The sequence below is a fragment of the Acidovorax cavernicola genome (assembly GCF_003581445.1).
The window spans coordinates 82878-103536 of sequence record NZ_QXMN01000009.1; the positions used below are offsets into that span (position 1 = coordinate 82878).

Annotated in this window: 16 protein-coding genes; 8 read left to right on the forward strand and 8 right to left on the reverse strand. The window is 69.0% G+C overall.

Going from position 1 to position 20659, the window contains the following annotated elements; genetic code table 11:
* Positions 1-31: 31 nt before the first annotated feature.
* The 3 genes from D3H34_RS10350 (at position 32) to D3H34_RS10365 (ending at position 3449) form a co-directional block, all read left to right on the forward strand.
* Entirely contained in the window at positions 32-1000 is a 969-nt protein-coding gene (locus D3H34_RS10350; RefSeq protein WP_119553365.1) for a tripartite tricarboxylate transporter substrate binding protein, read from the forward strand.
* 202 nt (positions 1001-1202) lie between these two features.
* Entirely contained in the window at positions 1203-2393 is a 1191-nt protein-coding gene (locus D3H34_RS10360) for an acyl-CoA dehydrogenase family protein (protein WP_119553366.1), read from the forward strand.
* A gap of 24 nt (positions 2394-2417) precedes the next feature.
* Positions 2418-3449: an acyl-CoA dehydrogenase family protein gene (locus D3H34_RS10365; RefSeq protein WP_119553367.1), complete on the forward strand. Its 1032-nt coding sequence runs from the start codon at positions 2418-2420 to the stop codon at positions 3447-3449.
* 6 nt (positions 3450-3455) lie between these two features.
* Here the strand turns inward: D3H34_RS10365 and D3H34_RS10370 are convergent, their stop codons facing one another.
* Positions 3456-4106, reverse strand: coding sequence for a TetR/AcrR family transcriptional regulator (locus tag D3H34_RS10370; RefSeq protein WP_119553368.1), 651 nt, complete (start codon positions 4104-4106; stop codon positions 3456-3458).
* 116 nt (positions 4107-4222) lie between these two features.
* On the opposite strand from D3H34_RS10370, the gene D3H34_RS10375 reads away from it, so the two are divergent.
* The 4 genes from D3H34_RS10375 to D3H34_RS10385 all read left to right on the forward strand — a co-directional run bounded on the left by D3H34_RS10375 (position 4223) and on the right by D3H34_RS10385 (position 8757).
* Positions 4223-4807 carry a peroxiredoxin-like family protein gene (locus D3H34_RS10375; RefSeq protein WP_119553369.1) on the forward strand — a complete coding sequence of 195 codons (585 nt, stop codon included), beginning with the start codon at positions 4223-4225 and terminating at the stop codon, positions 4805-4807.
* Positions 4808-5061: 254 nt separating this feature from the next.
* Positions 5062-5826 carry a hypothetical protein gene (locus D3H34_RS10380; RefSeq protein ID WP_286185606.1) on the forward strand — a complete coding sequence of 255 codons (765 nt, stop codon included), beginning with the start codon at positions 5062-5064 and terminating at the stop codon, positions 5824-5826.
* On the forward strand, positions 5823-6815 hold the full coding sequence (locus D3H34_RS34225) for a hypothetical protein (RefSeq protein WP_167481169.1): 993 nt from the start codon (positions 5823-5825) through the stop codon (positions 6813-6815). The genes D3H34_RS10380 and D3H34_RS34225 overlap by 4 nt, the downstream gene beginning before the upstream one ends.
* A 175-nt stretch (positions 6816-6990) precedes the next feature.
* Positions 6991-8757 (forward strand): carboxylesterase/lipase family protein, encoded by a 1767-nt coding sequence (locus tag D3H34_RS10385; protein ID WP_167481170.1) that lies wholly within the window; start codon positions 6991-6993, stop codon positions 8755-8757.
* A 127-nt stretch (positions 8758-8884) separates the two neighbouring features.
* Here D3H34_RS10385 and D3H34_RS10390 read toward each other — a convergent pair whose 3' ends face one another.
* Together D3H34_RS10390 and D3H34_RS10395 are read right to left on the reverse strand one after the other, a co-directional pair.
* Positions 8885-9517, reverse strand: coding sequence for a response regulator (locus tag D3H34_RS10390; RefSeq protein ID WP_119553371.1), 633 nt, complete (start codon positions 9515-9517; stop codon positions 8885-8887).
* Positions 9514-10578 (reverse strand): sensor histidine kinase, encoded by a 1065-nt coding sequence (locus tag D3H34_RS10395; protein ID WP_119553372.1) that lies wholly within the window; start codon positions 10576-10578, stop codon positions 9514-9516. Before D3H34_RS10395 ends, D3H34_RS10390 begins: the two co-directional genes overlap by 4 nt.
* A gap of 204 nt (positions 10579-10782) precedes the next feature.
* Here D3H34_RS10395 and D3H34_RS10400 point away from each other — a divergent pair, with 204 nt between their 5' ends.
* Positions 10783-11898 (forward strand): ABC transporter substrate-binding protein, encoded by a 1116-nt coding sequence (locus tag D3H34_RS10400; protein WP_167481171.1) that lies wholly within the window; start codon positions 10783-10785, stop codon positions 11896-11898.
* Positions 11899-11922: 24 nt separating this feature from the next.
* On the opposite strand, the gene D3H34_RS10405 is transcribed toward D3H34_RS10400, so the two are convergent.
* From D3H34_RS10405 to D3H34_RS10425, 5 genes are all read right to left on the reverse strand, one after another.
* Positions 11923-12381, reverse strand: coding sequence for a RidA family protein (locus D3H34_RS10405; protein ID WP_119553374.1), 459 nt, complete (start codon positions 12379-12381; stop codon positions 11923-11925).
* Positions 12378-13370, reverse strand: coding sequence for a transglutaminase family protein (locus D3H34_RS10410; protein ID WP_119553375.1), 993 nt, complete (start codon positions 13368-13370; stop codon positions 12378-12380). Before D3H34_RS10410 ends, D3H34_RS10405 begins: the two co-directional genes overlap by 4 nt.
* Positions 13371-13398: 28 nt before the next feature.
* A complete protein-coding gene (locus tag D3H34_RS10415; protein ID WP_119553376.1) occupies positions 13399-14211 on the reverse strand; it encodes a basic amino acid ABC transporter substrate-binding protein in 813 nt (270 codons plus the stop codon).
* Positions 14212-14339: 128 nt separating this feature from the next.
* On the reverse strand, positions 14340-17096 hold the full coding sequence (locus D3H34_RS10420; RefSeq protein WP_119553377.1) for a circularly permuted type 2 ATP-grasp protein: 2757 nt from the start codon (positions 17094-17096) through the stop codon (positions 14340-14342).
* Positions 17097-17154: 58 nt separating this feature from the next.
* Positions 17155-20646 (reverse strand): transglutaminase family protein, encoded by a 3492-nt coding sequence (locus D3H34_RS10425; protein ID WP_119553378.1) that lies wholly within the window; start codon positions 20644-20646, stop codon positions 17155-17157.
* Between the last annotated feature and the right edge of the window lie 13 nt (positions 20647-20659).

Sequence of the window (20659 nt, forward strand, 5' to 3'; positions counted from 1 at the left end):
CACAACCATCATCAGAGACAGGAGACACCTCATGTTCAAGAAAGCACTGGCCTGCGTGGCCCTGGCCGCCGCCGCACTCGCGGGCGGCACCGCCGTGGCGCAGACCTATCCGACCAAGCCGGTCACGCTCGTCGTACCGTTCTCGCCCGGCGGCGCGGCCGACATCATGTCGCGCCTGCTTGCCGAGCGGCTGCACAAGCGATTGGGCCAGCCCGTGCTGGTCGAGAACAAGCCCGGCGCCGGCACCATGATCGCGTCGGAGTACGTCGCCAAGGCCGCGCCCGACGGCCACACGCTGCTGCTCGCCGCGTCGTCGCTGGGCATCGCGCCCAGCCTCTACAGCAAGGTCAACTACGACCCCGTGAAAGACTTCGCGCCCGTCTCGCAGGTGGCCTCGGTGGTGCACGTGCTCGTGGTGCATCCGAGCATTCCGGCCAAGAACGTAGGCGAACTGGTGAGCTGGCTCAAGGCCAATCCCAACAAGGCCAACTACGGCTCGGTGGGCGCGGGCACTTCCACGCACCTGGAAGCCGAGCTGTTCAACAGCGTGGCCGGCGTGAAGATGCAGCACATCCCGTACAAGGGCAGCGCGCCCGCGCTCACCGACATGATCGGCGGCCAGCTGCAGGTGATGTTCGACGCGTATGCGTCCTCGGGCCCGTTCATCAAGGACGGCAAGGTGCGCCTGCTGGCCGTGACCACGGCGCAGCGTTCGCAGTCGCTGCCCGACACGCCCACCGTCGCCGAGTCGGGCCTGCCCGGCTACGAAGCCATGCCGTGGCTCGGCGTGGTCGCGCCCGCGAAGACGCCCGCACCGGTCGTGAACAGGCTGCACGACGAACTGCAGGAAGTGCTCAAGGAACCCGAGGTGAAGGACAAGTTCCGCAGCCTGGGCCTGGACATCATCGGCAACAAGCCCGACGAGTTCGCCGCCTTCCTGCGCAAGGACATCGTGAAGTGGGCCAAGGTCATCAAAGACTCCGGTGCAAAGGCTGACTAACCCCCAGTCTTCGCGCACTTCGTGTCGCTTCGCCAACCCCCTTGCAGGGGGCGACACCAGCGGCCCGGCAAAGCCGGTTCCGCGGTGTCCCGCGACTGGATTGCGCCGGTTTCACGCCACGTGGACGGCGTAGGCAACGCGGCGATGCCTAGGTTGCGGGGCTGCACGAATTCACACGACGACAGAGAGAAAGCAGACAAGCATGCAAGTGGGTTACTCGGCGGAAGACGAAGCCTTCCGCCTCACGTTGCGCGACTGGTTCGAGACGCACTATCCGCGCTTCGTCGCCGCATGGCCGGGGGGCGCGCCCGACGCCAACGAGCTGACATGGCGCCGCGCCTGGGAAGACCATGTGTGCCAGGCCGGCTGGTCCGGCCTGGGCTGGCCCGAGGCGCACGGCGGCAAGGCCTGGCCGCTCACGCGGCAGGCGATCTTTCATGAAGAGCAGGCCCGCATCGGTGCGCCGCTGGGCGTGAACATCATCGGCCACGGCATCCTGGCGCCCACGCTGATCCACTTCGCCAGCGAGGCGCAGAAGGCACGCTACCTGCCCGGCATCCTGAGCAATCGGGAGATCTGGTGCCAGGGCTATTCCGAACCCGGCGCGGGCTCCGACCTCGCAGCGTTGTCGACGCGCGCCGAGCGGCGCGGCGACCACTACGTGCTCAACGGCCACAAGGTGTGGACCTCGTTCGCGCACATCGCCGACTACTGCTTCGTGCTCGCGCGCACCGACGCCGCGGCCGCGCGGCACAAGGGCATCAGCTTCCTGCTGGTCGACATGAAGAGCCCCGGCGTGCGTGTGGAACCCATCCGCCAGATCACGGGCGAGTCGGACTTCAACGAGGTCTTCTTCGAGGACGTGAAGGTGCCGCTCGACGCGCTCGTGGGCGAGGAGAACGGCGGCTGGCGCCTGGCCATGGCCGCCGCGAGCTTCGAGCGGGGCACCTACTTCATCCCGCGCCAGGTGCGCTTCACGCAGGAGCTGGGCGCGCTCACGCGGCTGGCAGCCAATGTGGAGCGGGAAGGGCGCCCCGCGCTCGACTGCCCGCACCTGCGCCGCGATCTCGCGCGGCTGGCGGTGGACAGCCATGTGCTCAAGCTCAAGTCGTACCGCGCGCTCACGCACGCGATGCGCGGCGGGCCGCCCGGTCCCGAGGGTTCGTCGACCAAGCTGCACTGGAGCGAATCGCACCAGAAGCTGCTCGCCACGGCCATCGAAGTGCTGGGCGAACGCGCACTGGCCGGCCCCGAGCCGACGGGCGCCGACCCGCAGGCCGCGGCCTGGGTGCGCGACTACCTGTGGACGCGCGCCGAAACCATCCTGGCGGGCACCTCCGAAGTGCAGCGCAACATCCTGGCCGAGCAGATGCTGGGCCTGCCCAAGAACTGACGACGACAGACGACACGACCCGCCATGGATTTCGCATTGAACGACGAGCAGCAGATGCTGCACGCGTCGGCCCACCGCTTCTTCGCCGACCACCACCCGCTCACGCGCGCACGCCGCGCCTTGCCCTGGACCGATGCCACGCAGCAGTCGCTGTGGTCCGACATGGCCGGCATGGGCTGGATGGCGCTGCTGGTGCCCGAGGCGCACGACGGTCTGGGGCTCGGAATGAGCGAAGCCTGCATCGTGGCCGAGGCCGCAGGCCAGCAGCTGCTGAACCTGCCGCTGGCAGGCAGCGCGGTGCTGCTGCCGCTGTGGTTGCAGGCCTGTGGCGACACACCGCCTGCGGCGTTGCGTGACTGCGTGCGCGCGGCGATGGCAGGCGAGCGCGCCTTCCATGGCATCGCGGAGGGCGACGGCTGGATCGACCACGCGGGGCAGGCCTCCGACCTCGTGGTGGTGCAGGGCTGGCATGACGACACGGTGCCTTTGCGCGTGGCATTGCTTCCGATGCCCGAGGGCGTTGCGTCCGACGCACTCGATCCCACGTTGCGACAGGCACCCGCGACGCCTGCGCCATCACTCGCATGGGAGACGCTGCCCATCGCCCCCGAAGCGCGTGCCCGCGTGCGCGCCGCGCACCGTGTCGCACTCGCGGCAGAACTCGTCGGCACCGCCCAAGCCGCGCTCGACCTCGCCTGTGCCTACGCCCGCGAGCGCGTGCAGTTCGGCAAGGTCATCGGCAGCTACCAGGCCATCAAGCATCAGCTCGCCAACGCCTGGATGGGCGTCGACAACGCACGCCTGGCCGTGCGCTACGCCGCCGCCTCGTTCGACGGTGGTCTGCCCGACTGGCGCTTCGCCTGCGCCGCGGCCGAGTTCACGGCCATCGAGGGTGCGCAGCAGACCACGCGCACGGCCATCCAGGTGCATGGCGGCATGGGCTTCACCTGGGAGCACGACGCGCACCTGTACCTGAAGCGCGCGCAGCACCTCGCAACGCGCCTGGGCGGTGCGTCGCGCGCGCTGGATCGGGTCGAGGCGCTCGCCCTGGCCTGAGCGGCGTCAGGCCTGCGGCGCAGCGTCCGCGCGCAGGCCATCGATCAGGAGCGACAGGCTCGCCCGGAACTCGGTCTCCGCATCGCTGGCCGTGGCGGCGGTGGCGATCTCGATCAGGTGCGGGAACCGGTCCGGCGGAAGGGCCTGGAATCGCGCGATGGTGTCGTCGGGCGATTCGTCAGCCTGCAGCGTGAGCGGTCCGGCGAGTTCCGCCTGCGCGGCCCCCATGATGAGCGCGGACACCGCACGAAAGCCGACAAGCAGACGGGCACCGCTGCGGCCGCTTTGCGCCAGCGTGCGCAGCAAGGCTTCGGTCACTTCGAACACGGCGGGCGAACGGCTGCGCTTCGTGAGGATCAGCGGAATCACGTGGGGGTGGTCGCGGATCACGCGCCACAGCGTGATCGCGATGCCCTCCAGCTCTTCGTACCAGGGCAGGTGGCCGTCGGGTACCCAGCGCACCTTGCCCAGCACCGCCTCGACCACCAGCATCTCCAGCTCCTCGCGCTGCGAGACGTAGTTGTAGAGCGTCATGGCGCCGGTCTCCAGCCGCGCCGCGAGCGCTCGCATGGTCAGGCCGGAGAGGCCGTCCGCATCGATCAGCGCCAGCGCGGCCTCCTGAAGCTGTTCACGGGTGAATTTGGCGGGACGTCCCACGCTTGACTCCGTTCTCGAAGGCGGTGTAGATTAATAAGCGTACAGTGTACTTAAAAATGACGGACGCATTCCAACAGCATGGACTGGCGTCTTCACAACCTTCTGAAGGAACGTCGATGAAGTTCTCGCCTGGCGATGTGGTGCCTGCCACGATCCTGGAAACGATCCACGGAAAGCATGTCCAGCTGCCGGACGCCGGTTCGCGCTGGGTCCATCTGCAGTTTCGCCGTTTCGCGGGCTGCCCGGTCTGCAACTTCCATCTGCTGACCTTTGCCCGAAGGCAGGACGAGCTGGCGGCGGCGGGCATCCGCGAGGTCGTGCTCTTTCATTCGTCCGCGCAGGAGATGCGCAAGTACCAGGCACAGCTGCCGTTCGACTGCGTGGCCGACCTCGCCAAGACGCACTACCGGCGCTTCGGCGTGGAAAGCTCGCGGCTGGCGTTCCTGCATCCGCGCGTCTTCTGGAGCGGCCTGCGCTGGATTCTTGCGACCGGTCGCTTCTACAAGAAGGCGGAGAACGGCATCACGGGCTTGCCTGCCGACCTGCTCATCGACGCGCGCGGCACCGTCGTCGCGGCCAAATACGGCCGTCATGCGGACGACCACTGGGACGTCGATGAGTTGCTGGCGCTGGTCGCCAACCCCGCAGCTTCCGCAGACAACCCGCCGCGCGGACCGCACATGGCGACGGGGTCGCGTTGATGTGGGATGCAAGGCGTTCGGGTCACGAGTGCCTTCTAGAATCAAACGACACACTTGTTCGCAAATGCCGGGCAAGCCGCATCGTTCGTTTTCTTTTTTGCATGCCTCACCTTCGACCGCGCTCCGCTTTCCTCGCTTTTCTTCTTCTCTCTTCCTTCGGCGCCGTCGCACAAACCGCGATACCCCAACTCACCCTCGTGCCCAGCCACGAGCGTGCGCCGGAAGCATCCCAGGCCCCCGCACTCGATCTCGCCGTGACCCGCTTCGCCGGCATGGCCTCGGGCTCCTACTACTGGCCTGAAGGCCTGCTGGCCGAGCAGCTGATCTCGGGCCTGGCTTCGCGCTCCGACCGCAAGCAGCAGGCGCTGTCCGAGGGCCAACGACTGCTTTCGTCGTATCGCCGGCCCTACGGCGGCAGCGAGCGTGCGGCCGTGCTGGTCGACGACCGCAGCGGCGATGTGCTGGCCGCCGCGCTGGTGCATCGCAGCTGCGGCAAGAACTCGTCGTCCACCGGCTGCCTCGATGACCAGCACGCCGTGCTCTCGGTTTTCCTGCGCCCCGGCTTCGACCGTGCGAAGGCGCAGCCGCTGGTTGCGTGGAGCCGCCAGGTGCCCGAGAGCCTGCAAGGCGGCGAGGGCGTGGGCGAGAAGATCGCCACGACCGAGTACGTCGTGATGGATGCTGCGAGCACCACCGCGCGCCCCATCGTGCGGCCCAACAAGGCCTTCCCTGCGCAGGTGCCGCTGTACCCCAAGGCACTGATCTACGGCACCGCGCAGGACGCGCTGAGCGACGCCAAGGCCAGGCGCGTGCTGCGCCTGCAGACCGTCGACACCCCCGAGCAGGTGCTGGCGTTCTACAAGCAGCTGTCGCCGCCGCTGAAGGACATGGAATCCGACCTCGATGGCCGCAACGGCTTCATCGCCGGCAGCCGCAACGGCCTGAGCTTTTCCGTCAACACGACGGTCCCGCGCGACATGCCTGCGATCACGAACATCGAAGTGGAAGTTTCCGAATGAAGAAGTTGATCTCGGCATCGCTGCTGGTTGCCTGCGCGTTCGCAGCGCATGCGCAAGACACGTCGGGCCCCGTCACGACGGAGCTGCCCCCGCCCTCGCTGCGGCTCAGCGAGCAAACGCGCATCCGCAGCGCCGTGATCGGCCTGGTCGGCTACGCGCGCGGCAGCTACACCGAGCCCGACACCTTGATCGCGCAGCAGCTGCTCGAAGGCATGCGCTCGAAGTTCGACGTCACGCGCACCGTGTGGCCCGACGGCCGCCAGGTCATCGCGTCCGTCAGCGGCGGTGGCCATGGCGAAGAGCGCGCGGCGATGCTGATCGACGCCGACGGTCGCGTGCAGGCGATGGGGTTGGTCAACGGCCATTGCCGCGCGCCCGCGAAGTCCGACGACGCCAAGGTGTGCAACCCCTTGCCGCAGACCGTGCTGTCGGTTTTCCAGCATGCCGGTGCCAGCCAGGCCGACGCCGCGCCGCTGGTCGCGTGGAGCAAGCAGCTGCCTTCGTTCCTCGCTGCGATGGCCGAGAGCGACGATCCGGCGGACGTGGCGGCGGCGCAGAAGATCGCGACCGTCGAGTACATCACCGGCCAGCCGAACGTGCCGGGCTGGCGCGTCGAGCAGCTGCCGCCGGGCTTTCCGGCGTCGCTGCATCCGCTGCTGGTGCAAACGGGCGAGGTGAACAGTTCGGCGAGCGCCGGCAAGATCGTGCTGCCCAAGGGCCTGGCCGGTCAGCCGATGCGCACGGCCTACGAACGCTCCCAGCGCCCCGAGGCGCGGTTGCCCGATGCCGAGGTCACGCTGCGCAGCTACGCCCCGATCGGCAAGCTGGTCGAAACGTACCGCGAACTCGCCAAGGGCGCGACGCTGGACGAAGAGGGCCGCGAGGTCGTCTTCAACGGCACCGACGGCGCGGGCCGCTACAGCGTGCGCCTGCGCGACGCGAAGGAAACCGGCGTGTTCATCACCGTGGCGAGCTGGAAGCGCAAGTAGCCCCAGGCTGCCATCGGGCAGCTTTGCATGGCCCTTTGCGGCCCGGATGTCAATCGGCGGATTCTTGCCGCCCCCCTCCGATGACACCGAGGCGCGCGCAAAGGGTGCTCACGAGAATCGATGCATGACCCTGGCCGTCAGAGCCGGTCGCATCCACCTCGAGGAGACAACCACCATGCATCGCTCCCGTTCTTTCACAGGCCTCGTCCGCCTGCTGTTTCGCCTGCTGCTCCGCACCACGGTCCTGTGGGCGCTCGCCGCGCTCACAGTGCCGGCGCTGGCCGCCTACAACCAGAGCCTCACGCGCACGCTCGACGCGGGCCAGATCTACGGCAAGGTCGCCGCCAACAACACGCACGCCTTCCTGGGCATTCCCTTCGCGCAGCCGCCGGTGGGCAACCTGCGCTGGCGCGCCCCGCAGCCGCCGCAGCCTTGGAGCGGCGCGCGCGCCGCGACCACGCTGGCCGGCATGTGCGCGCAGGTCGGCAACCCCTTCGGCGAGCCCGACCCGGCCACCTTCGGCCAGCCCGTGGGCACCGAAGACTGCCTGTACCTGAACGTGTGGCGCCCGAATTCGAGCGCCGAGAACCTGCCGGTGTTCTTCTGGATCCACGGCGGCAGCAACACCAAGGGCTCGGCGCGCGAGCCGGCCTACGACGGTGCCTACCTGGCGCAGAAGGCCAACATGGTGGTGGTCACGGTGCAGTACCGCATGGGCATGCTGGGCTGGCTCAACCACCCCGCGATGAAGACCGGCAACGCGCTGGACGACTCGGGCAACTTCACCACGCTGGACCTCGTGCGCGCGCTCGACTGGGTCAAGGCCAACGCCCGCGCCTTCGGCGGCAACCCGGGGCAGGTGACGGTGGCGGGCCAGTCGGCCGGCTGCATCAACACCTGGGGCCTGCTGCAGTCGCCGCTGGCCGAGGGCAAGTTCCACCGCGCGATGTGCATGTCGGGCGTGCCCAATGCCTACCCGCCGGTGGTGGGCACGCTGGCGGCCGAGTCGCTGATCGACAACCTGCTGGTCGACACCGGCCGCGCCTCCACCACGCTGCAGGCCGCGGCGCAGCGCGTGACGATGAGCCAGGCCGACATCGCTGCATTGCTGCGCGGTGCGAGCGCGGCGCAGATCATGAAGTACACGCCCAGCCCCGTGGTGCCGGGCCACTTCACCGACGGCACCGTGATCCGCGCGAGCGGGCTGCCCGGGCTGCTGGCGGGCAACTACAACAAGATGCCGCTGATGATCGGCTCCACGCATGACGAGGGCTCCTACTTCGCCTTCCTGTTCGGCATGGGCCAGCCTTCGCAGCAGGAGCTGTGGAACCTGAGCAACTTCGCGCCGGCCGGCAGCGTCACCTTCAATCAGCTCATCAAGCCCGAGTTCCGCCCGATCTACACGCAGACCCATGAAGTGATCAGCTACGCGCTGGACAACGTGATCGACAACGTGATCCGCGTGCTGCGCCTGCAGAACGGCGACATCTACCGCTACAACTACAACTGGGACGACACGCCCCAGCCCTGGAAGGACACCTTCGGTGCTTTCCACGGCATCGACGTGGCGGCGCTGTTCGGTAACTTCGTGACCGAAGAGCCCAACTTCATGCGCTTTGCATGGAGCAGCGCGAATGCGAGCAGCCGCAAGGCGCTGTCGGACAAGTTCATCGGCCACGCCTCGAGCTTCGCCCGCTATGGCGCGCCCAGCCGCATGTTCGACGGTCAGACGACCTGGAACAACTGGACCAACTTCGTCTGCCTGCTGTGCAGCAAGCGCATGGTCTTCGACAACCAGCCGCGCATGTCGGCCGACGACTACCTGTTCTTCTGGCCGCGCTACTCGCTGCTGTCGCCGCAGCAACGCGACTTCCTGTTCCAGGCTGTCGACTTCAATGCGCTGCCCGAGTCGGTCGATCCGCTGCGCAGCGGAACACGGTAGAACTCGCCCCCAGGCTTCGCGCACTTCGTGTCGCTTCTCCTTCCCCCTACCGGGGGCGACACCTACAGCCCGGCAAAGCCGGTTCTGTGGTGTCTCGCGAATGGATTGCGCCAGCTGCGCACTGCGCTTACTGGATGATCCCGTGGCGCACGGCATAGAGCACCAGCTCGGCCGTGCTGGCCACGCCCAGTTTCTCCAGGATGTTGCTGCGGTGCGTGCTCACGGTCTTCACGCTGATGAGCATCTCGTCGCCGATGGCGGTGAGCGACTGGCCCTTGAGCATCATCAGCATGATCTGGTGTTCGCGCACGGTGAGCCGCTGGTGCGCGGGGCGGTCGTCGCGGCCCTCGAGCTGGCCGCTGACCTGCGAGGCGGCGCGCGCGCTGAGGTACTGGCCGCCGGCCGCCACGCAGCGGATCGCGCGCACCAGCTCGGCCGGCTCCGCATCCTTGGCGATGTAGCCGCGCGCGCCGGCCTGGATGGCGACCAGCGCGTATTGTTCCTCGGCGTACATCGAGAGCATCAGCACCGGCAGTGCGGGCTGCAATGCGCGGATCGAGGCCAGCACCTCCAGGCCGTTGCGGCCTTCCATGTTGATGTCCAGCAGCACCACGTCGAAGCGGCGCTGGCGCACGAGTTCGAGCGCCTCGGCACCATTGCCGGCCTCGGCGGTGGTGCGCAGGTCGGTCTCGTCGAGCAGCAGGCGCTGCAGGCCCGAGCGGAAGATGGTGTGGTCGTCGACCATCAGGATGTCGATCATGCGGGGCGGGGCTCCGGGTGCAGCGGTGCGTCGAGCATCAGGCGCGTGCCGGCACCGGGCGCCGAATGGATGTGCAGCTCGCCGCCGATCTCGCGGGCGCGCTCGCGCATGCTCAGCAGGCCCAGCGCGCTGCTGCCGTCGCGCGCCTCGGGGTCGAAGCCGCAGCCGTCGTCGTGCAGCGACAACCGCAGCCGTTCGCCTTCGACGCGCAGCCGCACGTCGACTTGCCGCGCGCCCGCGTGGCGCGAGACGTTGGTCAACGCTTCCTGGAAGATGCGATAGACGGCCGTGGCGTGCTCGGGCGCGAGCCGCAGCGCGGGCGCATCGGCGTCCAGTGTGTGCGGCACGCCCGCGCGCTGGCTGAAGGCGCGCAGCTCGTTCGCCAGTGCCACCGACAGGTCGAGGTGGTCGAGCGCGCTCGGGCGCAGCGCCTCGGAGATCTGCTTGACCGTGTCGATGGTCTGCTGCGTGAGCGCGATGAGGTCCTGCGTCAGCGCCAGCACCTCGGGGTTGTCGGCGCGGCGCTGGATGCGCGTGGCGTCCATCTTGATCGAGGTCAGCATGCCGCCGAGCACGTCGTGCACATCGCGCGCGAGCGCCAGCCGCTGCGCCTCGAGCTTGTTGGCGGTGTAGGCAGCCAGGGCCTGCAGCTGTTCGCGCGAGCGCTGGCGTTCTTCCTCGTTGCGCAGGCGGTCGGTCACGTCCACGCCCACGCCCAGCACGGCCGGGTGGCCGCGGTAGTCGATGCGCGAGCCATGGACTTCGACGAAGCGCACGCGGCCGTCGCGGTGCAGGCCGCGCGTGATGAAGTGCATGCTCGGCGGCGTGCCGGCCAGCCGGATGCGGATGCGCGCACGCACCACCTCGACGAAGTCGGGCGGAACGATCTCAGCCAGCGACATGCCGGTCATCTCTTCCGCGGTGTAGCCCACGATGGCCGCCCAGGTCGCGTTGCAGTACACGAAGAGGTCGTCCTGGATCACATAGATGCCCGCCACCGCCTGTTCGACGATGGTGTCGAAGGGAATGTCCTGCAGGCTTTCGCGGGCGGAGGCGGTCATGGGCAAGGCGGGGGGCGCGCTGGATGATAGGACGCGAGGCCGCCCGTGCGAGCCGGGCCCGAGGGTTTGCGAGCAGCAGGGTTCCCCGTAGCGCGGGTCGGAAATGTCCGATGGCCGGGCAGGGGTGGCGAGCCCTAAGGTCGGGCTCCGTTTTCTTCTCCAACACCGCTTACGGCCGGCACGCCCGGCAACGACCCCATGACGATGCACCGCTGGCTTCTGCTCCTGGCTCTCTTGCTGTCCGGCCCGCCGGGCCGCGCCGACGAGATCGTGGTGGGGCAGTCGCTCCCTCTGACCGGGCCGCTCGGCGAGGCCGGGCGCAACGTGAAGGACGGCATCGACGCCTACCTGGCCCGTGCGCAGCGCGACGGCCTGCTCGGGCGCCACAAGCTGGTGTGGCGCGCGCTGGACGATGGCTATTCGGTGGAACGCCACGTGCAGAACATCCGGCAACTCGTGGTGAAGGACAAGGTCGATGCGCTGGGCCTGTCGGCCGGGACTTCGCACATCGACGCGGCCTACCCGATGATGCGCGAGGCGGGCACGCCGCTGATCGGCGCGATGACGGGGGCTTCGGCGCTGCACGGCGCGCAGCGCGCGCTCATCTACCACCTGCGCGCGAGCTATGCCGAAGAAGTGCGCCAGCTGGTCGCGCAGGCGGTGTCGGTGCGGCAGCGGCGCGTGTTCGCGGTCTGGCAGGACGATGGACTGGGGCGCGACGCCTTCGCTGCGCTGGAGACCGCGCTGCGCGGCGCCGGCATCGAGCTGGTGGGGCAGCAGGGCGTGGCGCTGGCGGAGATGGACGGCGCAGCGCTGGCCGCCAGCGTGCGCGCTGCAAAGCCCGATGCGCTCTTCGCGTTGTGCGTGACGCCGTGTGGCGTGAAGCTGCTGTCGGGGCTGGCGGCCGACAGCGGTGTCACACGGCCGACGCCGTACATGCTCTCGATCGTCAACGGCGAGGTGCTGGCGAAGAGCGTGGGCCCGGCGGCGCGCGGCACCGTGATCTCGCAGGTCATGCCCAACCCGCGGCTGGCGACCTCGCCGCTGGTGCAGCGCTACCAGCAGGACATGCGCAGCCACATGGGCCGCGACGAGTTCAGCTACTTCTCGCTGGAAGGGTATGTGGCGGCGATGGTGACGGTGGAGGCGGCGCGCACGGCGCTGGCCGCTTCACCACGCCGCTCGATGCAGGACGCCATGAAGCTGATGCTGCGGCGTGAAATCGAGGGGATTCCGGTGTCTGGGGGCGACGACCCTGGGGTGCGCCCGCATCCGGTGACGTTATCGATGATCGGTAACGGAGGGCGGCTCATCCACTAGGAACGGAGCCGCCCAGGAGAAAGATCAGCCGATCTCTGCGATCAGCTCGATCTCGACGCAGGCGCCCATCGGGACCTGCGCCACGCCGAAGGCGCTGCGTGCATGCGCGCCCTTTTCGGGGCCGAAGACTTCGGCGAAGAACTCGCTGGCGCCGTTAGTCACCAGGTGCTGTTCGGTGAAGGTGCCGACCGAGTTCACGAGGCTCATCACCTTGACGATGCGCTTGACCTTGTTCAGGTCGCCCACGGCCGCGTGCAGCGTGCCGAGCAGGTCGATGGCGATGGCGCGCGCGGCCTGCTTGCCTTCGTCGGTGCTGATGTTGGCGCCCAGCTGGCCGGCCCAGACCTTGCCGTCCTTCTTGGCGATGTGGCCCGACAGGAACACGAGGTTGCCGGTCTGCACGAAGGGCACGTAGGCGGCGGCGGGTGCGGCGACCGGGGGCAGGGTGATGCCGAGGCTGGAAAGCTTGTCGTAAACGCTCATGGAGACTCCTGATCTGAGGATGGTGATGTCGATGACGGGGGTGATTGTGTCTGTGTTTGCGCCGGCGACTGCGGCATCTGGACCACTTCCCCCACGGGCTGCACGGTCACGCCGACTTGCAGCGTGTGGCGCGCGCCGCCATGCAGTACGCCACGCATCGGCGAAACGTCGGAGTAGTCGCGGCCGATGGCGAGCGTGACGTAGTCCTCGCCGGGCTGGCGGCCGTTGGTGGGGTCGAAGTCGGCCCATCCACCGAGGCTCTCGGGGCCTTCGCCCTCGCCGGGCAGGTACACCGACACCCACGCGTGCGAGGCGTCGGCGCCCACCAGGCGCGGTTGGCCCGGCGGCGGCTGCGTGAGCAGGTAGCCGCTCACGTAGCGCGCCGGCAGGCCCATGGCGCGAAAGCACGCGATGAGGATGTGGGCGAAGTCCTGGCACACGCCCTTGCGCTGGGCCAGCGCCTCGACGGCGGGGGTGTTGATCTCGGTGCTGTCGGCGTCGTAGGCGAAGTCGCGGTACATGCGCTCGGTGAGGTCCATCGCCACGTCGAAGGTGGGACGTTCGGGCACGAAGCTCGCGCGCGCGTAGGCGATGAAGTCGTCATGGCGCGGCACATACGGCGAGGGAAAGACGAACTCCGAGGCGGGGTCGAAGGGCGCGTCCTTGCGAAAGCGGAAGCGCTCGCGCACGGCCTCCCACGGCAGCTCGCGCGCCACGTCGGGCGAGAGCACGGGCTGCGAGGTCTTCACCACGCTTTCGGCCGTGACGATCAGGTGGTCGTGCGTGGCCTCGAGCGCGAAGAAGGCGCGCGTGTTGCCGTACAGGTCGGGCAGCTCGCTGCGCTGCGCGGGCGCGGGGTCGATCGTGAGCTGGTGGCTCACGAGCTCCTGTGACGCGGTGACCAGCGGACGCAGGTGCGCCAGGTGCTGCGCCGTCTCGACCGCCGGCGCGTACGCGTAGCGTGTTTCGTGGGTGACGTGCAGCAGCATCGGGACGGTCTCTTGCGCGGTGTGTTGCTTACTTCGACTCGGCGCCGAAGTGCGAGGCGTAGATCTTGGCGTAGGTGCCGTCGGCCTTGATGTCGGCCAGGCCCTTGTCGATCTTTGCCAGCAGCTCGGCGTTGCCCTTCTTCACGGCGATGCCGTACTGCTCGGTCGAGAAGCCGGCATCGCTCACGGTCTTGAAGCCGCCGCCCGGGTTGTTGGCCAGGTAGTGCGCCACCACGCCGTTGTCGGCCACCACGGCCTGCACACCGCCGGCTTCGAGTTCCTTGAGCGCCAGCGGCGTGGACTCGAAGCGCTTGATGTCCGTGCTCGACTTGCCCAGCAGCTTGCCCACCACCTCGTCGCCGGTGGTGCCGTTCTGCACGCCGACCTTGAGCTTCTTGATGTCGTCGAACTTCGTGACCGCCGAATCGCTCTTCACCGCGATGAGCTGCCGGGCCTCGAAGTAGGGCTGCGAGAAGTCCATCGTCTGGCGGCGCTCGGGCGTGATCGTGATGGCCGACACCAGCAGGTCGCGGTCGCCCAATTCGAGCGTGTTGAAGATGCCTTCCCACGGTGTGTTGACGAACTTCACCTCGATGCCGGCCTTCTGCGCGACGGCCTTCACCACGTCGATGTCGAAGCCGACGACCTCGCCCTTTTCGTTCTGCGATTCGAAGGGCGTGTAGGCGGCGTCGGTGCCGACGACCAGCACGCGCGGTGCGGCGGCCGGCGGTGGCGCCGATGCGGCCGCAGGCGCGGCGCTTTCCTGCTTGCCGCAGCCGGCGAGTGCGAGGCCGACCAGGAGGCTGGCGGCGGTCAGGGTGAGACGACGATGAATGAGCATAAAGAGCCTCTCTGATGTGTTTATTCGTGGAACGCCGCAGAACCGGCTTTGCCGGGCTGCAGGCGTTGCCCCCGGCGAGGGGGTGTGCGAAGCGACACGAAGTGCGCGAAGCATGGGGGAGTACCGGTTCACGCTCCGACGGAGCGCAGCGATTCCGAGGTAAGCGTGAAGTAGCGCGTGCCGATGGCGTCCGACACGTGGTACGCGGCCGTCTCGCAGGTGGCGAGCAGTTCGACCAGCGCGGGGTAGTCGGCGCCGGGGCCGGCCGCGCACAGGTGTTCCAGCGTCCAGGTGGCGGGGTCGGGCAGCTCGTACGAGAGCGCAGTGAGCTTGCCCGGCGCGCTGCCCGCGAGCCGCGCGATGCGTCCGCGCAGCGTCTGCGTGACCCAGGCCAGCGAACGCGGGTTTTCGGTGTCGAGCACCAGCAGGTCGACCAGCGTGGCGACGTCGCGCCGCTGCTGGTAGCGCGCGTGGAAGGTGATGGTGCTGTCGAACAGCGCCACCATGGCCTCGAAGCCGCTCACCTCGTGCACGGCGCCGTTGGCAAAGCCGGCTTCGAGCGCGCTCGACAGGAAGCCCAGCCGCTCGATGTGGCGGCCGATCGACAGCAGCCGCCAGGCGTCGTCGCGCGTCATGCGGTCGGTCTGCGCGCCGGTCATGGCGGCCAGCGCGGTGCTGGCCGATTCGAGCGCGCGCAACGCGGCGCTGGCGGCAAAACTGCCTTCGCCGGCCTGCTCGGCGGCGCGCCGCAGGAAGTCGCTTTCGGCGCGCACGATCTGGTTCCAGTTGTCCTGCGACAGCCGTTCGCGCACGGCCGCCGCGGCCTGCCGGATGCTGCGCAGGCTGTGGCCGACGCTGGCGCCCTGGTTGACATCGCCCAGCTCGGCGATGAGCGCGCGCTCGAACACGCGGCGCGACTGGGGCGCGCTCGGCGCCTCGGCCGGCACCAGCGCATTGCGCACCGCCATGCGGTGCAGCCATTCGAGCAGCGGGCGCGACGACTGGTCTTCGCTGCCCAGCAGGTTGAGCGTGAGCCGCGCTAGGCGCACCGCGTTCTCGGCGCGTTCGGTGTAGCGGCCGAGCCAGAACATGTTCTCGGCCGCGCGGCTGGTGACCGGTGCGCGGTGCCGCGCAAGCGAGGCGGGCGTGGCGTGCGGCTGCAGCAGCGTGGTCCGGTCGACCTCGCCGTGCGTCTGCACCCAGACGTCGGCGCTGCTGCCACCGCGCTGCATGGAGGCGATCTGCGCATCGGGGCCCGCCAGGCGCGCCAGGCCGCCGGGCAGCACGCGCCACGACTGCGGGCCGTCGCTCACCGCGAACACGCGCAGCATCAGCGCGCGCGGTGCGATGTGGCCCGGGCCGAGGTCGCTGGTCCAGGTCGGCATCTGCGACAGCGGCAGGTAGCCCTGCACGGTGTGGGCGTCGCCTTCGCGCACGATGCGGCCCGCCCATTCGTCGATCTCGCGGCGATTGAGGTGGCTGCCGAACACGGCGCCGAAGCTGGAGCGGCCCTCGAAACCGGGGTAGGTGGGCTTGATCGTGCAATCGCCCAGCTGCGGCAGCACGGCCTCGAGCGCCGCGCGCTCGCCGCACCACCAGGTCGGCAGCGCCGGCAACTTGAGCTTCTCGCCGATCAGCCGCAGCGCCAGCCCGGGCAGGAAGCCCAGCAGTGCGGGCGATTCGAGAAACGCCGAGCCCGGCATGTTGGCCACCAGCAGGTTGCCTGCGCGGATCGCCTGCAGCAGGCCGGGCACGCCGAGCGTGGAGTCGGGGCGCAGCTCCAGCGGGTCGAGGAACTGGTCGTCGAGCCGCTTGATGAGGCCGTGCACCGGACGCAGGCCCTGCAGCGTCTTGAGGTACAGGCGCTGGTCGCGCACCGTGAGGTCGCTGCCCTCGACCAGTGTCAGGCCCAGATAGCGCGCCAGGTAGGCGTGCTCGAAGTAGGTCTCGTTGTACGGGCCCGGCGTGAGCAGCGCGATGTGCGGCGGCGAGCCCGAGGGGCACATGCGCTGCAGGCCTTCCATCATGGCGCTGTAGGTGGCGGCCAGCCGCTGCACCTGCAAGGCCTCGAAGGCCTGCGGGAACTGCCGCGTGATGGCCAGCCGGTTCTCCAGCAGGTAGCCCAGGCCCGAAGGCGCCTGCGTGCGCTGCGACACCACCCACCAGTTGCCGTCGGGGCCGCGCGCGAGGTCGAAGGCGGCGATGTGCAGCCAGGTGTCGCCCGCCGGCTTCACGCCGTGCAGCGCGCGCAGGTAGCCGGGGTGGCCACGCACCAGCGCCGGCGGCAGCAGGCCCTCGGCCAGCAGCTGCTGCGGACCGTAGGCGTCAGCCATGACACGGTCGAGCACGCGCACGCGCTGCTGCGCCCCGGCCTCGATTTGCGCCCAGCTCTCGGGCGAGACGATCAACGGGAACAGGTCGAGCGACCACGGCCGCTGCGGCCCGTTGGCGTCGGCGTACACGTTGTAGGTGACGCCGTTGTCGCGGATCTGCCGCTCGAGGCTGACGGCGCGCCGCGGCAGGTCGTTGAAGCCGCCCGGGCCGAGCTGCTCGAAGAAGGCGTTCCAGGCGGGGGTGAGTGGGGGCTGCTCGCTGGTAGCGGATTGTTCTTGTTCCTGCCCTTGTGATTGGGTGGATGACTGAGATTGGGACTGGGATTGCGTTTGCGACGGGGTTGGTCGTTCCCCCGCGGCGTCATACAGCAGCGGGGCCGCAGCGGGTGCCGAGGCCCCGCCCGACGTCGGCCGCGAAGGCACCGCAGCCGTCGCTTGCCCGCGCAATTCGTCGAAATGCCCGGGCAGGGCCGCCGGTGCGAGCGAGGACGCCAGGGCCGCCGGATGCTCCGGGGCCTGGGCGTCGAACAGGGATTCGTTCAGGGGTTCCACAGGGGAGGGATTGTCACACCACCGTCACCGGGGGCATTCCGGCGGTGCGACAGGGCCCTCAGCGCCGCAGATCCAGCGTGAACGGAAACTCCCTGCTTCCCGGCAGCTCGATGGTGGCCGGCGGCGTGCGCATCAGGCCCGGCGTGTGGCCGGTGCGCGTGAAGCGTGAATGGCGGCGGCTCTCGGCCTCGTAGGCGTTGACCGGGAAGGTGTCGTAGTTGCGGCCGCCCGGGTGGGCGACGAAGTACTGGCAGCCGCCCAGCGAGCGCTTCATCCAGGTGTCGACGAGGTCGAAGGTCAGCGGCGCGTGGGCCGGGATGCTCGGGTGCAGCGAGGAGGGCGGGTTCCAGGCCTTGTAGCGCACGCCGGCCACGAACTCGCCGGTCACGCCGGTGGGTTGCAGCGGCAGCACCTTGCCGTTGACGGTGACGACGTGGCGGCTTTCGTTCAGGCCGGTCACGCGCACCTCGATGCGCTCCAGCGACGAATCGACATAGCGCACCGTGCCGCCGGCCGAGCCTTCCTCGCCCATCACGTGCCAGGGCTCCAGCGCGTTGCGCAGCGACAGTTCCACGCCCATCGACTGCATCTGGCCCACGAGCGGGAAGCGGAATTCGAAGTGCGGCGCGAACCAGTCGGCGTCGAAGGCGAAGCCGGCCTGGCGCATCTCGCTGATGACGTCGTCGAAGTCCATCTTCACGAAGGTCGGCAGCAGGAAGCGGTCGTGCAGCTCGGTGCCCCAGCGGGTGACGGGCGCCTGGTAGGGCGCGTCCCAGAAGCGGGCCACGAGGGCGCGGATGAGCAGCTGCTGCGCGATGCTCATGCGCGCATGCGGCGGCATCTCGAAGGCGCGCAGCTCCAGCAGGCCCAGGCGGCCGGTGCTGGAGTCGGGCGAATAGAGCTTGTCGATGCAGAACTCGCTGCGGTGCGTGTTGCCCGACACGTCGATCAGGATGTTGCGCAGCGTGCGGTCAACCAGCCATGCCGGCATGTTCTGGCCGTAGATCTCGCGGTTCCTGGCGATTTCCTTCAGCGCAATTTCGAGTTCGTAGACCTGGTCGTTGCGCGCTTCGTCCACGCGTGGCGCCTGGCTCGTCGGGCCGATGAACATGCCCGAGAACAGGTAGCTCAGCGACGGATGGTTGTGCCAGTACAGCAGCAGGCTGGCCAGCAGTTCGGGCCGGCGCAGGAACGGGCTGTCGGCCGGCGTGGCGCCGCCCATCACGAAGTGGTTGCCGCCGCCAGTGCCGGTGTGGCGGCCGTCGGTCATGAACTTCTCGGCCGACAGGCGCGTCTCGAAGGCGGCGTTGTAGAGGAACTCGGTGTGGTCGACGAGTTCCTTCCAGTTGTGGGCCGGATGGATGTTGACTTCGATGACGCCCGGGTCGGGCGTGACGGCCAGCATCTTCAGGCGCGGATCGCGCGGCGGCGGATAGCCTTCCATCACGATGCGCACGCCGAGGTCGCGCGCGGTGGCTTCGACGGCGGCGACGAGGTCGAGGTAGTCCTCCAGGCGCGCGAGCGGCGGCATGAAGACGTACAGCACGCCCGAGGCACTGCCTTTCTTCTCGGCCGCCGGGCCGTTGGCGCGGCGCGGGTCGCGCACCTCGACGCACAGCGCGGTGCGCGTGACCCAATGGGCCGATTCGCCGCGCAGGGGTTGGCGGGTGCTGGATGTGGCGGAGGCTGCGTCAGTCGTCGCTGCCGCATCGCCGGGGCTTTGCATGCGCAGCGACGCGGCCACCACGGGCGGCGTGCCGAAGGTGTAGGGCACGTCGCCCAGGTCGGCACCGCCCCCCGTGGCTGCGGTGGCATAGCGCGCGCGGTAGTCGGCCGCGCTTGGCAAGGCGCCACGCGGCGCGGTCGGGTCGCGCTCGATGAGGTAGGGGTAGTCGCCCTTGCTGGCCCACGGCTGCGAGTCGAGCGGCAGGCGGTAGCCCATGGGCGAGTCGCCGGGGATCAGGAAGAGGCGGTCGTCGCGCAGGAACCAGGGGCCGGTCTTCCAGCCGGGGCCGGCGAGCGCGGGGGCGTCGGCGTTCGCGTTGCCGGGCTCGATGGGCAGCATGTAGCCGATCACCGCGTCGAGCTTCTGCGTGAAGACGCGGCGCAGGCGCACGCGTTCGAGTTCGTCGTCGAGCTTCGAGTCGAAGGGGTCGACGTTCACCGGCAGGCGGCGTTCGCGCCAGAGGTAGTAGTAGGTGTCTTCGTAGCCGGGCTGGATGTAGCGCTCGGTGAGGCCCAGCTTGTGCGCCAGCACGGTGGTGAAGCGGCGCGCGTCTTCGCTCGTGTAGTGCGTGGGAAAGCGTTCGTCGGCGAACAGCTCGGGGTCGTGCCACAGCGTCTGGCCGTCGGCGCGCCAGAAGATCGACAGCGCCCAGCGCGGCAGTTGCTCGCCGGGGTACCACTTGCCCTGGCCGAAATGCAGGAAGCCGCCCTGGCCGTACTCGGCGCGCAGCTTGTGCACGAGTTCTGTGGCGTAGCCGCGCTTGGTGGGGCCGAGCGCGTCGGTGTTCCATTCGGGCGCGTCGCGGTCGCCGGTGGCCACGTAGGTCGGCTCGCCGCCCATGGTGAGGCGCACGTCGCCGGCCATGAGACGCGCGTCGACCGCATCGCCGAGCGAGAGCACCTCGGCCCATTGCTCTTCGGTGTAGGGCTTGGTGACGCGCGGCGATTCGTAGATGCGCGTGACCTTCATCTCGTGGCTGAACTCGACCTCGGATTCATCGACGCCGCCCTCGATGGGCGCGGCGCTCGACGGCGTGGGCGTGCAGGCCAGCGGAATGTGGCCTTCGCCGGCCAGCAGGCCCGAGGTGGCGTCCAGGCCGATCCAGCCGGCGCCCGGCAGGAACACCTCGCACCAGGCGTGCAGGTCGGTGAAGTCGACGGTGGTGCCGCTCGGGCCGTCGAGCGCCTTCACGTCGGGCGTGAGCTGGATCAGGTAGCCCGACACGAAGCGCGCCGCCAGGCCGCAATGGCGCAGCAGCTGCACCAGCAGCCAGCCCGAGTCGCGGCACGAACCGCTGCCGTTGCCGAGCGTTTCTTCCGGCGTCTGCACGCCGGGCTCCATGCGGATGAGGTAGCTGACGTCCTTTTGCACCTGCTGGTTGATGCCGACCAGGAAGTCGATGGTGCGCTGTTCCTTGCGCTCGATCTTGTCGAGGTAGGCCTGAAGCAGCGGCGTGGGCTTCTCGGTGACGAGGTAGGGCGCCAGTTCTTCGGCCTGCGAGGCCGTGTACTTGAACGGGAAGTGCTCGGCCTGCGGCTCGAGGAAGAAGTCGAAGGGGTTGTAGACCGCCATCTCGACCACGAGGTCGACCGTGACCTTGAACTCGCGCGTCTTCTCGGGGAACACGAGCCGCGCCTGGTAGTTGGCGAACGGGTCCTGCATCCAGTTGACGAAGTGCTCGGCCGGTTCGACCCGCAGCGAATACGAGATCACATTGCTGCGGCAATGGGGCGCCGGACGCAGGCGCACGACTTGCGGGCCCAACTGCACCAGGCGGTCGTACGTGTAATGGGTGACGTGGTGGAGTGCGGCGTGGATGGACATGCGTAAGGGCGTG